Annotated in this window: 12 protein-coding genes; 8 read left to right on the forward strand and 4 right to left on the reverse strand. The window is 46.4% G+C overall.

Translation table 11 applies throughout. The features are described from left to right. Together B5D40_RS01170 and B5D40_RS01175 are read left to right on the forward strand one after the other, a co-directional pair. On the forward strand, positions 1–238 hold a 238-nt coding region (locus B5D40_RS01170; protein WP_144319664.1), incomplete at its 5' end, for an integrase core domain-containing protein. 145 nt (positions 239–383) lie between these two features. Continuing rightward, the gene (locus B5D40_RS01175; RefSeq protein ID WP_078775421.1) at positions 384–1,880 is read left to right on the forward strand and encodes a B12-binding domain-containing radical SAM protein; all 1,497 of its coding nucleotides are present in this window, start codon (positions 384–386) and stop codon (positions 1,878–1,880) included. 6 nt (positions 1,881–1,886) lie between these two features. Here B5D40_RS01175 and B5D40_RS01180 read toward each other — a convergent pair whose 3' ends face one another. The 4 genes from B5D40_RS01180 to B5D40_RS01195 form a co-directional block, all read right to left on the reverse strand. Further along, positions 1,887–3,239 (reverse strand): hypothetical protein, encoded by a 1,353-nt coding sequence (locus tag B5D40_RS01180; RefSeq protein ID WP_143394458.1) that lies wholly within the window; start codon positions 3,237–3,239, stop codon positions 1,887–1,889. Beyond that, positions 3,223–5,673, reverse strand: a complete 2,451-nt coding sequence (locus B5D40_RS01185) for a hypothetical protein (protein ID WP_143394459.1) — start codon at positions 5,671–5,673, stop codon at positions 3,223–3,225. Before B5D40_RS01185 ends, B5D40_RS01180 begins: the two co-directional genes overlap by 17 nt. 219 nt (positions 5,674–5,892) lie before the next feature. Beyond that, entirely contained in the window at positions 5,893–7,812 is a 1,920-nt protein-coding gene (locus B5D40_RS01190; protein ID WP_078775424.1) for a cellulase family glycosylhydrolase, read from the reverse strand. A gap of 30 nt (positions 7,813–7,842) precedes the next feature. Further along, complete coding sequence (locus B5D40_RS01195) at positions 7,843–8,454, reverse strand: hypothetical protein (protein ID WP_143394460.1); 612 nt, start codon at positions 8,452–8,454, stop codon at positions 7,843–7,845. Positions 8,455–8,497: 43 nt separating this feature from the next. On the opposite strand from B5D40_RS01195, the gene B5D40_RS15505 reads away from it, so the two are divergent. From B5D40_RS15505 to B5D40_RS01225, 6 genes are all read left to right on the forward strand, one after another. Continuing rightward, positions 8,498–8,674: a hypothetical protein gene (locus B5D40_RS15505; protein WP_158222154.1), complete on the forward strand. Its 177-nt coding sequence runs from the start codon at positions 8,498–8,500 to the stop codon at positions 8,672–8,674. 569 nt (positions 8,675–9,243) lie between these two features. Beyond that, a complete protein-coding gene (rffA, locus tag B5D40_RS01205; RefSeq protein ID WP_073301674.1) occupies positions 9,244–10,377 on the forward strand; it encodes a dTDP-4-amino-4,6-dideoxygalactose transaminase in 1,134 nt (377 codons plus the stop codon). 18 nt (positions 10,378–10,395) lie between these two features. Next, positions 10,396–11,655: an ATP-grasp domain-containing protein gene (locus B5D40_RS01210; RefSeq protein WP_078775427.1), complete on the forward strand. Its 1,260-nt coding sequence runs from the start codon at positions 10,396–10,398 to the stop codon at positions 11,653–11,655. A gap of 217 nt (positions 11,656–11,872) precedes the next feature. Next, positions 11,873–13,006, forward strand: coding sequence for a Gfo/Idh/MocA family protein (locus B5D40_RS01215; protein ID WP_095849570.1), 1,134 nt, complete (start codon positions 11,873–11,875; stop codon positions 13,004–13,006). Positions 13,007–13,017: 11 nt separating this feature from the next. Further along, the gene (locus B5D40_RS01220) at positions 13,018–13,956 is read left to right on the forward strand and encodes a glycosyltransferase family 2 protein (RefSeq protein WP_078775428.1); all 939 of its coding nucleotides are present in this window, start codon (positions 13,018–13,020) and stop codon (positions 13,954–13,956) included. A gap of 1 nt (position 13,957) precedes the next feature. Further along, complete coding sequence (locus tag B5D40_RS01225) at positions 13,958–14,815, forward strand: ABC transporter permease (RefSeq protein ID WP_078775429.1); 858 nt, start codon at positions 13,958–13,960, stop codon at positions 14,813–14,815.

Genomic DNA, 14,815 nt, shown 5'->3' on the forward strand with positions numbered 1-14,815 from the left:
GACCCTCAAGGCGGAGGAAGTCCGTCGTGACGCTTACCAGGACTATTCCGATGCAAAGAGGAAAATGTCGGACTGGATCAATTACTACAACTCGGAACGGCTACATTCCGCAATCGGATTCCTGACTCCTGACGAGGTTTTCGCAGGAAAGATGGAGGAACGACTTGCAGAACGAAGAACAAAATTGTATAATGCGACAAGAGAACGTGAGGATTATTGGGCTAACCAACAGATCTGACAGACTCCCTTATTAGCTTTGCCAAAATTTTCCAAGTTCAACTTGGGCGGGACAACCGGAAGTAATAGGATTACGCAGAACTTTTGCCATTTCATGAGCATCTCCTCGTCTTTTTTATAAAATAGAATGTATTTTGTGGGGGCTTATGCGAGTCACCTTTTTAAATCCGCCTTATTTCCCTATGTTCAGCCGGGAATCGCGCAGCCCGTGCGTCACCAAATCCAGCACTCTCTATTGGCCCATGTTTTTGAGCTACGCCGCAGGAACCGTCGAAGCCGATGGCAACCAGATTCAGCTCGTAGATAGTCCAGCGATGGATCTCGATTTGGAAAAAACGGTCGCCAAAATCCGGGATTTTCAACCGGAACTGATTATCGCCACGACAAGCACGCCGAGCATCATCAATGATTTGTCTGTCATCAAAACGTTAAAAGTTATGTTCCACGTCCCCACCGCCATTATGGGAACGCACGCGACAGCAGAACCGCTCGAAAGCCTGCAAATGGAACCGAATCTCGACTATGTGATTATCGGCGAAGCGGATTATACCGCACGGAATCTGGTTCGGCTTCTCCGCGGTGAAATCGCCAAGCCCTCGGACATTGCCGGACTTGCTTATCGCACGCCGGACGGAGGCATCGACTTTCAACCCGAAGGTCCGAAAATCGCCAACCTCGACGAAATCCCGTGGGTGAGCAAGACTTATTACAAGTATCTTTTTTCCTGCTACAAGCGTTATTTTTATGGAGCGAACCTCAACCCGATAATCGTGATTCTTTCGGGGCGCGGTTGCCCAAACCGTTGCAGCTATTGCGTGATTCCGCAAACGCTGAATGGTCACGTATTCCGGATGCGCTCGCCAAAAGACGTTGTGGACGAACTGGAATACATCAAATCGCATTTTGAAGATTTGGGCGAAGTCTTTTTTGAAGACGACACTTTTACGGCCAACCATAACCACGTCAAGGAAATCTGCGAAGAAATTCTGCGAAGGAAACTGAAAATCACTTGGAGCTGCAATGCCCGAGCCGACGTGCCTCTGGAACTTTTGAAACTGATGCACAAAGCAGGCGGACGCGAAATGTGCGTGGGCTTTGAAAGCGCAAGTCCCGAAGTTTTGCAGAATATTCACAAGGGCATCAAGAACACCGACAAGGCCGTTCAATTTATGAAGGATTCCCGCAAAGCCGGATTTCTGGTGCACGGCTGCTTTATGGTCGGAAACCCCGGCGACACGCCAGAAACGCTCCGGATGACGCTGGACTACGCCAAAAAGTTGAATCCGAATACCGCCCAATTTTATCCTATCATGGCTTATCCGGGAACAGAAGCCTATAAAGAAGCGCTGCAAAGCGGTGCTTTGGAATGTCGCGATTACAGTCAGTGGCTCGATAAGGACGGTTTTCACCGCACTACCATTCACCGTGGCAACCTTTCCAGCCAGGATCTGGTCGATTTCTGTGACAAGGCGCGCCGGGAATTCTACCTGCGACCGAGCTATATTTTCCGTCAGGGCATTATGGCCATCAAGAATCCCAAAGAACGCTACCGCGTATTTCGCGGATTCAGGACTCTAGTGAAGCACCTGTTCCGCAAGCACGGCGAAATTGCTGCTCGGCAAGCGCCGACCAACAAGCGCTGAACACGATCACTTGATTTGCACGCGGAACAATTCCGATTCGACTTTCACCCAGAAGCTTCCCGACGAAGGAAGCTTTATTTTTAAGTCACCCCAAACGCTTCCACGCTGAACAATCTGACCTAGAGAATTGACTACGGCGAAATTTTTCCGCACATCCGAATGAATCCACACAAAGGAATTTTCCGCGTGGACGCCAACGCCATTTTGCAAAATCTTTTTCGCTATCGCCGAAGCTTCCAGCGCATATGGCAAGTAGAATGCGCTATCGCTCACGGAGTCGCGGAAGTAGATGAAGTAATCGCCCGACGGTAAATCGCAAGACTTCCCATGCACAACGATCTGCGGTTTACAACCCCAGTTTATCTCGCCCAGAACGCACGATCCCGTCATTTCTAGAAGTTGCTCCTCCCGAACAAGAACGGAATCCGTTGAATAAAAAGAATAGTATGTCGGAGAAATCTCAGCGTTGAACATATAGCATCGAGGTTCAAAATCTTCTTCAAGGCAATGTTTTTTCAGCGGACAATTTTTCCGAATATCCGTTTGATAGACGATTCCCTCTTCATTGCGCTCGCTACAATTATAATTCAAATCCGTCACAAGAAAAAGCGAATCTGCTCCGTTCTGTTCGAACGCAATCAGCGCAGTTCTGCCCAGCGCATAGCCGTTCCTTCCAATAGGCGATGTCAACAGGCTATCGCTTTCCCGATAGATGTAAAAACCCTTGGGCTGATATTCTCCGGCATTCCATTGAAAGCGAAACCATCCGGGGTTTTCGCCGTCTGCAGTCATCTTCCAGCGAGCGGACGCATCCTTCGCATCAACGACGATCGGAATTTCTTCAATCCAGTCCTTGTAATCGGGCACCAGAAAATATAGAGTAAAAGCTTTTGAACTCGCAAGATAGCCGGTCTCCGAGCGAACATCCCATACATAAAATCCGAATTCGGCATTCTCATCTGGCCACTTACTTTCTTCTGGAACGTAAAAAATCGAACCCTGTCCACGGAATGAGACTTCAAACAACATTTTAATCGGAATCTGCATGGTGGACGAAGCCGGAAATCCGCCAAAGCCTACTGGCTCCGAAAATAACGAGTCCCGTCCGCTGTAAACGAGAATGGAATCGGGCAAGGAATTTTCATCCCACGAGTAGCGGTACCAGCCAAGCGTGTCTGCGGTCATCGACCGTGCCGAACTCCTATTCAAATTTTCCACAATGACCGGCGTCGAATGGAACCAGTTTTTTGTGTAAGGAGAAAGAAAAAAAAGCGTTCTATCGGCGGAAAAAACAGCGACCGCCGCAATCAAAACTCCCCATAAACTTTTGATGACCATGCCCCTAGTTCCTCCAAGCATAAATAAAATTTTCTTTAGGATTAAAATCTACCCGGAAAATTTTAGTACGTTGATGAACAACGATATCTTTTGCAAGAATCCTTCCGTAATAAATCTTTTTTGTCTGTCCGATGATAATTTTTGCCAAAGGCGCGTACAACGTTCCACACAAGTCCCCTTCAATATATATTGTCCCCGATTTATGCAGAACAAGCATGAAGCCGCTAGCCACGGAATTCCAATAATTCATATCTTCAAGCGGCCTATTTGAAGAAGTTTTCCAATTTAACTTTCCATCGACATTTAATATCGTTTTCACCCCAGGATTTGAAAATTCAATTACCGCGCCCGGTTCCAACTGTAAAAGTCCTCGGACAAACATTTCTCCTGGTTCAAAAACAAGAGTGGCTCCATTATCGATTTTCAACGTATCATAAGCCATTCCATTCGAGAAATAAAACGTTTCACCTGCAGAAACTTCTTTTTTGGAAGAATAGACAACTTTCGAGATGTTCGGAAGAGTGAAAAGATAATTCAACTTCCAATCTCGGACATATTTTAATTCTACCCGGCCTTGAATTTCAGAAGCCTGTTGACGAGACATAAATTTTCCCGCCGTTACTGTGTCCACAACATCTCCTACTTCAGGTAAAGAACTTTTGGCGAACAAGCCGACATCACCATGAATTACAGAGCGATTTCGCATCTTTACAATTCCATTCGAATACGATCGAAAATATGCATCTACATTTCCCACATGACTATCCACTCCTAAAGAAACAACTTCGGGATCTTCTATATATTGAAAAGCATTCCCCCCAGCAGAAGCAATCTTGCAAAAACTCTCATTTTCCAACACGGAGTTAAAGCACTGTACGCCATCATTCAAAGTTAGATGATCCCTTGCAAAAAGAGTGTAATCAACTGGCACCGCCATCAATTTCAACGTGTCATCAGAAAATCTCTGCAACCCATCTATAATCCCGTCCCCATTATCATCGGCATCCATTTCAGCCCGAACACCGTCCTTGTCTTTATCCGACATATACTGAAGATCATACGCAGCATCGCAATTCGAGCAAGGAGAATTTGCGTTATACGCATAAGAATAGACCCCCCTTTTATCATCAATTCCATCTCCATCGGAATCCGCATTGAAAGGATCCGTCCCAAAACGCTCTTCTTCATCAAAATTGACAAGGCCATCACTATCTGAATCATAATGGATTCTGTAGTCCGTCATTCTAACAGAAGTTGGAGCATTTTCCATCAGATAATAAAACTCTATTGGCGAGTCTTTTATGACTGAATTTGATTCGGTACCCTCATTATCGCCAAAAGCGTACAAAAAAGCGTAGTTTGATTCATCGCCAACGTATCCATGAATAACCATCACATGCTGATAAATTCCGACAAGAATCAATCTCCCCGCATCTATTTCCCGTTTTACAATTTGATAGGATGGCGTCCCTTCATAACGAAGAACGTTATCCGAATTCAAAACAAACTTTAAGGATTTATCAATCTTGACACTGTCAGCTCCATAGTTGGCTAAAGGTGACCATAACGGTTCTGATTTTTTAAACTGAACGGCAAAGACTATTTCATCCTGCGTTATATTACCTCCATAAAAATGGTTAATGATCTCCGCCGAAATCGCCCAGCACCTTAAACTTTCCTTCGAATCCATTTTCAAAGAATCTACATGCGAAACATCCCACCCACTCTCCTTTAAATTATGCATGTAGCTTAAATTCAGCAACCTTGTATCTTTCCTGGCTCTGATCCTTTCAACAGGACGTTCTTTCCAAAGATCCACATTAATTCCTTGAAAGGCAAGTATCGTTGCCGTAGGATCTATTTGCAAAACTCCATCCTTTTCCTCATAAATGAAGCCAACCTCATCAGATTGATAATTTCTGGTTTTCCAAGGGTAAGGATCCGAATTCAAGGAATTCGTATTGGCCGAAATATTTTTTTGCATATTTACTGAAATTTGGTCCGTCGCCTGATACATATCTTCATAGAAAAGGATTTTGGGATTTTTCACAAATTCGGATGATTTTAAATAACTCGGATCTTTGGTCTTGTTTAAAAGACGCAGGCTTTGATAATGAATTTTAACCCCGATTCCAGAATCCTTCGGATAAAAGCCTTCCGGAATTGAATCCATCGAGATTTCTATATAACCAAGCGTGTCGTTTAACAACGAAAGATGGTATTTAGAAGTTTCCAAATGGCTCGATTCAACAACCATTTCTTCTTCTCTATCCTTTTGGAAAATATAGCGGATTTTTACATTTCGCAATAGTCGTCCCGCATCATTCTCGATACGAATTTGCATTCCAAGTATTGTATCGTTGCCCACTTGTTCGTCTAAAAAATAAACAGATGAAGCAAAAGCCAACTCCGCCCAACTTAAAAGCGTCAACAGGATAAAAATCATTTTTTTCAAAGCACATCTCCTTGCAAAACACTTTAAATATAAGTCATTTTTAATAACCGGCAAAATGTAAAAATTATTTTTTTTTACAATCAATCAAACTAAATTTTCTGTTTCATGCCAAATAGCGTATTCGATTCCTTTCTCGCTTTCCCAAGTTTCACCATTCTCGAAATTCTACAAAAAAAGCGCCTTCAAAAACTTGAAAGCGCTTCGACAAAAACAAGCCTGCTATTTTTTTAGATTCAACGCCTTGTCGATACCTTCAATCAAAGCGCCATTTTCTACGACAGCGAATCCTCCCGTATAGCCCCAATGCTGCCAGGCAATCTGAAGCGTATCGCAGATTTCACGAACGGCAGTCAGATAATTCAGCACACTTTGCGGATCCGATTTAAGACTGTAAGCACCAAATTCATTCCACACCAGCGGAACCTGATTTTTCACCGCCCATTCTTTTGCCTTCAACGCACGGCTCAAAATATAGCCCTTGCTGCCAGTCTTATAGTAATTTTTCAGAGCCGATTTTGCCGAACTAGGCGTCGAAGCGGTAACACCAAAATCCGCCGTATATTCCGACCATTCCTCTGGATTGTAGGGGAACTTCACTCCGCGAATCGAAGAATAATCCGTCCAAGAAGCTCCTTGGTGGGTAAAGAGGAACGGATCATAGGAGTGGATTGCATAAACAATATTGTCATCGGCGAACGGTTCGCGCTTTACCAGAAGATCAATAGAATACCATTGGGCGTCGCCAAAAATAATCGTGTGCTTGACATCCACGGAACGGATGGAGTCAATCATGCTCTGGGCGGCAATGGTCCAATTCGCCGCCGTCACCTTGCCGTTCGTCATATCCGGTTCGTTCAGCAATTCAAAGAACAGGTCTTCGCGTTCGTTGTCCGCATAATGCGCGGCAACAGCTTTCCAAACTTCGGACATCATCTTAATATACTGTGCATCTACAGAAGATTCCTTATTGTAGCTGTTGTCGTATTCGTGATAATCAATCGCCAAAGACATATTATAACGCTTTGTCCATTCCACAAAGGAATCGAGAACGATAAAGATGCTGTCACTCATGACAAGTCCCACCGTTCCAGTGGTATCATTCAAAAATTCCGAACGATTCGTCACATAAAGATCCAAGTCTATCGGCAAGCGCAACGCCTTAAATCCGCTTTCGGAAAGGAGTTTCACATCGGATTCGTCATGCTTAAAAGTGCCGTCGAATTTGCCCTTCGCCTCTTCGAGCCAATTGGTAAAATTCACGCCCTTGTCCAAATATTTCATGACTTTTTCCTGAAGCGGAGTCGTGACAGCAACATCCCCAATGGTCAAATTGTACACTATCGGATCCCGGATAGTCATATCAGCCACTTTCGGCGGCAAATCGCCCTCCTTGACAAAGTAAATATCGTCCACGATCAGCGAGTCCGTTTTACCGTTACCTTTTACCTGAAAACTGACCGCATCAAGATGCTTCGGATCAAACTCCACGGGAATTCCCCAACCGCCCTGCATCAAATCGCTAAATGCGACCGTTACCGTCGTCCAAGTCGTCGATTTTTTCTGAGAAGAGAGATGGACATCATAATCCGTAACATCGGTGGTTTCCATATGAAGATAGTGGGCAGCACCCTTGTAAGAATAGCGGATACCCGCATATTTGCTGGCATCTACTGAAGAAGGGATTTTAAAACCCCAGCCGACAAAAGGATCGTATTCATAATCCGCTTTGACGAGCGAAAATTCCGCCTTGAAAGCATACTTGGAACCGTTGTCTGTCGGCGAAGCCGCAATAACCCCCTCCGCATCAACTGCCGTCGTAATCGTCGAAGCACCGCCATTTCCCGCGTCGTCGTAAGTGTACCAGAACGTACCTATTGCTGTTTCTCCGTTGCCGTCTTCCATGTCATCCAGAAGAAGCCCGTCTTTAGGAGCTTCAACCGAAGCAGAAGAAGCCGCCGCCGAAGAGGAAGAGGGCTGTTCCCCAGTAGAATCCGACGAAGAGCTGAGTTCGGGAAGTTCTTCCGAAGAAGAGGATTCGATTTCCGGTTCCGAAGAACTGGAACTGTCATCAGAACAGGCGCTGGCCCAAAAGACCAAAGCTGCCGCCGCAGGAAGGATTGCCAATTGACGAAAACGCATAAAGCCTCCGTAGTGGGATTTTGTCTCTTTTTAAAATAACGAAAAAAAAGAAACACGTCTGTTCTGAAATAAATAAAAATAAAGAAGCCCTAGCAACTGTAGCGATTCTTTTTTGGATGCAAAAGTAAACAGTCCGGAAATAAAGCAAAAAAAAGGTATTTTCCATCCGGTTTTGCAAAAATTATTGCAAAAGAAATTCCGTTTCAAAAGACTCTCATCCTTCCCCAAAACCGTCTGAATACTAAAAACGAAGATTTCTATTTTACAGCCATGACTTCCTCTTTGCCAAGAATCTTGTTCATCACCGTCTTTTCCTTTTCTCGTTTCGATTTTTTTTAACGCCCCTCTTCTATAGGGTATCATTTTGTGCAATGTCTTAATTTTAGCGTTTCTATTCGAACGCACAAAAAAATTCTGAGGGTAATCCTTTTTTTCGTCCTCTGTTTTTATACGCCTATCTATCCAATTTTTTAGAAGCGTTTGCCGACGCGAAAATTTACTTTTGCTGGATTTGGATTTTTTTACATCATCCGGAAACACCTCATTAGAACAGGTATTTTTTCCTATCTCTTTTGGCAATTTTTGTAGCGGGCTGGGGAGTATTCTTCGACGCAGCATTCTCCATGACGCTAAACGCTTCATTCGGCATCGCCAAATTTACTGGTGTGGAATTTTACTATTCTTCGTGATTCCCGTCTTCGCCAACAGCCTTGACCGGATATTTTTCAAAAAAGCCTTTGAACAAGGCGGACAAAAGCTGTCCGGCATCATCCTGTTAATAACCCTGGGCATCATTTTGTTCATCCTCTTTACTTTAGGGAATTTGCAAGAGCGGATTTCCATTTTTATTCTGCAATTTTAAAAATTCAACGTTCTATCTTTTCCTTAAGTTTTGGCAAGTTTTGTTCTCACTGGAAAGTTTTACTGCAACTTCATGTAAAGACGTGTGCTAGAGGCTAGATTAGCCTAAAATTTTTCAAACATACCAATCTGCAAATAAACTAACATGTTGTCTTGAAGGAATCATCAAGAGTATACTGATATGTACAATCCGCTCCGGTTCCTCGACCTTTCGAACAATTATGCCCGGTTTTCCAAGAGGTAGCCCCTTTAGACAAAATTAACGCGATCATAAACAGGAACAGGTTCGACAGCGAGGGTATTTCCTTACGGACTATCGGGGAAGCGCAGGCAAAATGATGGGAAAAACGGTACGAAAAACCGAAATGAGGGCGTTCTATGCTATTTTAAGTTTGTCTTTAATCTATATTGACCTATTATGCCGACACCCGCAAAAGAAGCGTCCCTTAAAACCACCCTATCCATTGGCCACTGCGCAGCCCCTAAACACCAGGAAGGATTATACGCAATTCAAGGTCGGGAAGGAGATGAAAATTTGCACATTGAAAATTTTAAACCTATATAGTGGCTATGAATGTTCCCTTTAACCAGCCCCCCTTTGTGGGACCCGAGATCGATTACGTAAAACAAGCTGTAGAAAGTGGCCGTATATGCGGAGACGGGCTTTTCAACCAAAAATGCCATGCTTGGCTAGAAGCAAAGACCGGAGCAGCCAGGGTTCTTCTCACTACTAGTTGCACACACGCATTGGAAATGTCCGCCCTGCTGTGCAATATCCAGCCCGGCGACGAAGTCGTTATGCCATCTTTCACCTTCGTAAGCACCGCCGACGCATTCGCCATGCGGGGCGCCAAATGCGTATTTGTGGACATACGCCCCGACACCATGAACCTAGACGAAAAGTTACTGGAAGAGGCTATCACTGATAAGACAAAGGCAATTGTTCCAGTACATTACGCGGGTGTGGCTTGCGAAATGGATACAATCAACGCCATTGCAAAAAAACACAACCTATTTGTTATAGAGGACGCAGCCCAAGGAATGATGGCCTCTTACAAGAACAAAAGCCTGGGGACCCTCGGTGATTTCGGCTGTTACAGTTTTCACGAGACTAAAAACTACAGCATGGGAGAAGGCGGCGCGATCCTTATATCCGACAAAAAATACGCCGACCATGCAGAAATCATCCGGGAGAAGGGAACCAACCGGGTGCAGTTCCACCGAGGCGAAGTTGACAAATATACTTGGGTGGAACTGGGTTCCAGCTACCTGCCCAGCGAATTGAACGCAGCCTATCTTTACGCCGAACTGGAAAATGCCCAGAGGATTTTCGACAATCGCATGGCCAGCTGGAATAGCTACCGAGAACGCCTGCAATGTCTAGCCAACGCAGGGGATCTGCAGCTACCCTACATTCCTGAGGAATGCCAGCACAACGCTCATATGTTCTACCTGAAGGTTGCGGATTTAAAGACCCGTACAGCCCTCATCGCTCATTTGATGAAAAATGGAATCTTGGCGGTGTTCCACTACGTGCCGTTGCATTCCGCGCCTGCGGGCAAGCGATTCGGACGATTCTCAGGCGAAGACCGCTACACTACTCAAGAAAGCGATAGATTGCTCAGATTGCCCATGTTCTACGGGCTCAAGCAAAGCGACCTGGAATTCGTGTGCGACAAGGTAAAGGAATTTTTCTGGAAATAGGGATTGTACCATTTGAAAATGAACAGTAAAACTCAAAAGAAAATGCTTCTTCTCGGTGGCGGGCATGCCGAAATCCCGCTGATTCAGGCTGCAAAGGCTCTGGGATGGTACGTGATTACCACCGGGAACGCCAGAGAGGGCCTGGGCCACCCCTACGCCGACAAGAACGTTTTCGCCGACTTTAGCGACAAGGAAAAGATGCTGGAACTGGCCCGCCGAGAAAACGTACAAGCGGTGTGCTCCGGCTGTAACGATTTTGCCCTGCTTTCTACGGTTTACGTTTGCGAAAAATTGGGACTTCCCGGCCACGATTCTTACGCAACATCGCTAAAACTCCACCACAAAGATAAGTACCGAGCCTTGGCCACACGTCTCGACATTCCTACGCCTCGGGCCATTACAGTTACCACAACCGACGCTGACAATAACTTTGCCGATTTTGAAGCTGCCGTCGCGGGAGGCAACACAGCATTCAACGGAACAACCCTTACGTTCCCTCTTATAATCAAGCCCGTAGACCTCACCGGCGGCAAAGGCATTCACCGAGTCGCGACCATCGAAGAAGCCCGGATTGCCTACAAAGATGCCGCCAGCCGTACCCGGCAAGACCTCATTGTTGTAGAAGAATTCGTACAAGGGACCAACCACGGGTTTTCCGCCTTTCTGGTCAAAGGCAAGGTAGCCTTTGCCTTCGCCGACAACGAGCAATATTATATCAACAAGTATATGGTCTCGGGAGCGAACTCGCCTAGCACCACATCTGTCGCGGGCCTCGCGAAACTCCGGGACTATAGCGAACACATTGCCAAAGAACTTCATCTAGTCGATGGCATTCTGCACATCCAGTACATCGAGAAAGCCGACGGCACTCCCATCATTATTGAAATTTGCCGACGCCCTCCTGGAGATTTGTACATAAAGTTCGTGAAATACGCCACCGGCGTAGATTACCCGAAATTCATCATTATGGCCGAAACCGGCATGGACATTTCCAGCATTGCCGACGTGCCTAGCAACGGATTTTGGCTGCGGCATTGCCTTATGGCGGACAGGCAGGCCGGAGAAAACGGATGCAAGGGAATTGTTCAAAGCGTACTTTTCGCTCCGGAAATTAAACAAAACATCGTAGAAAAATTCCTTTGGTACAAACCCGGCGAAATAGTTGCAGACAAACTCATCTACAAGGCGGGAATCGTCTTCTTCAAGTTCGAGACCTTGGGAGAAATGCAGGACAAAACCGCCCGCATGACAGAACTCGCCAAGGTCATAGTGGAATAAACACCGTCTGCGCCACTTCGCCAGTCCATTTTTCTTCATCTTGGAAACATAGTCGCGGCTATCCGACAAAACCTCTACTTTCCTTGGAACTTTGGAGCTTATTTTGAATTGCAAACGTAACGATAGTCAAAAGCGATATTTCCCCAAATCGTCGGCCACCTTTTTTGTTAGATTTCAAACAGATTCAAATAGTTTTTCCGGACACCAATAATTCCAAATGATGAACAAGGAACCATACCAGATTGCGTTTATCGGGGGCGGTATCAACTCGGCCATCGGAGAAGTTCACAAAGCAGCAAGCCAGATGGATGGCCATTTTGAATTGGTGGCAGGGGCATTCAGCACCCACGTTAAAACCAATATCGAAACGGCAACCGTCTGGGGAGTCTCCCCGGAACGCACTTACGGCAGCTATTACGATCTGTTCCTATCCGAAAAAGGCAAGTTGGACGCCGTCGTGGTATTAGCCCCTACCGACCTGCATAAAGACATCGTCATCGGTGCGCTCCGTGCCGGGTTTCCCGTAATTTGCGAAAAGTCCCTAGCCACCAGCGTGGCTGAAGGCGAAGCCATCGCAAAAGTCGTGGCCGAAACCAAAGGGTTCTTCTGCACTACCTACAACTACACCGGTTATCCCATGATTCGGGAACTGAAACAGTTCATAGCCGACGGCAAATTGGGCAAAATCCAGCAGGTGCAGGTGGAAATGCCCCAAGAAGGCTTTATGCGGCTAGGATCCAACAACGAACCGCCTAAGCCCCAGAGCTGGCGTCTAAAAGACACCGTGATTCCAAAAATTTCCCTGGATTTGGGGAGTCACCTCCATAACATGATTTATTTCTTAACCGGAGAAAAGCCGGAGCGCATCGTGGCCGACCAGACCACCTTCGGCTTGTTCCGCCAGATTGTGGATAACGTAGGAGTTCTGGCCCAATACACCAACGGCGTTCGGGCTCAGATGTGGTTCAGCAAAACGGCTCTCGGCAACCGCAACGGCCTTCGCATTCGGGTGTATGGCAGCGAAGGCAGTGCCGAATGGTTTCAGCTAGAACCGGAAACCCTAAAAACCTGCGATATCCGGGGCAACGTATGTCTGCGGGACCGCACAGGCGACGTGAAAATCGCCAACCAGCAGCGTTACAATCGTTTCAAGGCGGGCCACCCCGCAGGCTTTATCGAGGCATTCGCCAATTACTACAAGGACATCGCCGATTGCCTAGGACAATATTTCGCCACCGGTAGCTTTACAAGCCAGTATGTCTGCGGCATCCGCACCTCGCTCGAGGGACTCTCCATGATGCAGGCCGCCGCCAAGTCCGCCCAGAGCAGCAAATGGGAACTGGTACAATAAGGAAATCCTAAATGAAAATTTCTTTCGTAATTCCCTGCTACCGCAGCGAAAAGACCATCGAAACCGTGGTAAATGAAATTTGCGCCACCGTGCAAAATCAAAACGCAAAATCCAAAGATGGCCGCATTTTCGATTACGAAATCGTCTTGGTAAACGATTGCAGTCCGGACGGAGTTTGGGAAAAAATCAAAAAGCTTGCAAGCGCAGACGAAAAAATCAAAGGCATTTGCCTCGCTAAGAATTTCGGGCAGCATAACGCACTAATGGCTGGCTATGCAGAATCCTCTGGCGATTACGTGATAAGCCTTGACGATGACGGACAGACCCCGGCAAGCGAAAGCTTTAAATTGGTCGATAAACTTGAAGAAGGATTTGATGTCGTCTACGGCTATTACGAACATTCCGCTCAGCACCTGTTCCGCCGATTCGGAAGCTGGGTCAACAAAAAGATGGCGGAAGCGATCATCGGTCAGCCGACAACCTTAAAAACGACGAGCTTCTTTATCATGAAGCAGTTCATCGCAAAAGAAATTGTGCAATATCCGAATCCGTTTCCATACATCAGCGGCTTGATTTTTAGATCGACCAAAAATTTGGGAAACGTCGCCGTAAGCCATCGCCACCGTTTGCAAGGCGAATCGGGTTACACAATCGCAAGGCTGATAGGACTTTGGGTAAACGGTTTTACCGCCTTCTCCGTAAAGCCTTTGCGCGCAGCCACGTTCATCGGCATCCTTTGCGCATTCGTCGGATTCGCTGCAGGTCTTTTTGTGATTTATGAAAAGCTGACCGTTGCATCGGCGCCGATCGGTTACGCAAGCCTTCTCTCGACGCTTTTGTTTGTCGGCGGCATGATCATGTTCCTGCTCGGGCTCATCGGCGAATATGTGGGCCGCGTTTACATCTGCATCAATCAGGCTCCGCAGTACGTGATCCGGGAAAAGGTTTAACATGACAGAAGGGCAGAACAACTGGACAACCGTCATCAAGCCGAAGACAAGTCTGCTGAGCGTCGACTTTCACGAACTCTGGCAGTACCGCGATTTGTACCGCATGTTCGTCAAGCGCGACATTGTGACGTGGTACAAGCAGACAATCCTTGGACCGCTTTGGTTCTTTATCCAGCCGATTATGACGACGATTATGTTTATGGTCGTTTTTGGCGGAATTGCAAAGATCAGTACCGACGGACTTCCGCAACCGCTGTTCTATTTGGCGGGAATTTGCCTTTGGCAGTATTTTGCCGAAAGCCTGAACCAGACCAGCAAAACGTTCATCGATAACGCGAATGTTTTTGGAAAGGTTTATTTTCCGCGTTTGGTCGTTCCCATGGCGACCGTGACAAGCAACCTGGTGCGCCTTGCAATTCAGATGGGGCTCTTCTTTTTGGTGTTCGCGTATTACATGATTTTTACGGACGCGCCCGTGCACCCGAACCTGTATTTGCTTTTGACACCGGTGCTAATTTTGATCCTTGCCGGGCTTGCACTCGGATTTGGCGTGCTGTTCAGCAGCCTCACGACCAAATACCGCGACCTTACTTTTTTGCTGACTTTTATTGTGCAACTTTGGATGTACGCAACGCCGGTAATTTACCCGCTCAGCACCATCGAAAATCCAAAGCTCAAATTGCTGATGCAGGCGAATCCGCTCACAAGCATTATGGAAACATTTAAGTTCGGCATGCTTGGCGTCGGCGAATTCAGCTGGGCCGCACTCGGCTACAGCGCAGGTTTTGCTACATTCATCTTGGTGCTCGGAATCATCGTATTCAACAAGATCCAAAGAACATTTATGGACACGGTGTAA

This window comes from Fibrobacter intestinalis, assembly GCF_900167415.1.
In the GTDB taxonomy this organism is placed as follows: Bacteria; Fibrobacterota; Fibrobacteria; order Fibrobacterales; family Fibrobacteraceae; genus Hallerella; species Hallerella intestinalis.

What these genes read in the sequence shown, in the direction of transcription:
- B5D40_RS01175 (WP_078775421.1), top strand. Translation starts at nt 384, where the DNA reads ATGCGAGTCACCTTTTTAAATCCGCCTTATTTCCCTATGTTCAGCCGG.
- B5D40_RS01180 (WP_143394458.1), bottom strand. Translation starts at nt 3,239, where the DNA reads ATGCTTGGAGGAACTAGGGGCATGGTCATCAAAAGTTTATGGGGAGTT.
- B5D40_RS01190 (WP_078775424.1), bottom strand. Translation starts at nt 7,812, where the DNA reads ATGCGTTTTCGTCAATTGGCAATCCTTCCTGCGGCGGCAGCTTTGGTC.
- B5D40_RS01195 (WP_143394460.1), bottom strand. Translation starts at nt 8,454, where the DNA reads ATGAAGCGTTTAGCGTCATGGAGAATGCTGCGTCGAAGAATACTCCCC.
- rffA (WP_073301674.1), top strand. Translation starts at nt 9,244, where the DNA reads ATGAATGTTCCCTTTAACCAGCCCCCCTTTGTGGGACCCGAGATCGAT.
- B5D40_RS01210 (WP_078775427.1), top strand. Translation starts at nt 10,396, where the DNA reads ATGAACAGTAAAACTCAAAAGAAAATGCTTCTTCTCGGTGGCGGGCAT.
- B5D40_RS01215 (WP_095849570.1), top strand. Translation starts at nt 11,873, where the DNA reads ATGATGAACAAGGAACCATACCAGATTGCGTTTATCGGGGGCGGTATC.
- B5D40_RS01220 (WP_078775428.1), top strand. Translation starts at nt 13,018, where the DNA reads ATGAAAATTTCTTTCGTAATTCCCTGCTACCGCAGCGAAAAGACCATC.
- B5D40_RS01225 (WP_078775429.1), top strand. Translation starts at nt 13,958, where the DNA reads ATGACAGAAGGGCAGAACAACTGGACAACCGTCATCAAGCCGAAGACA.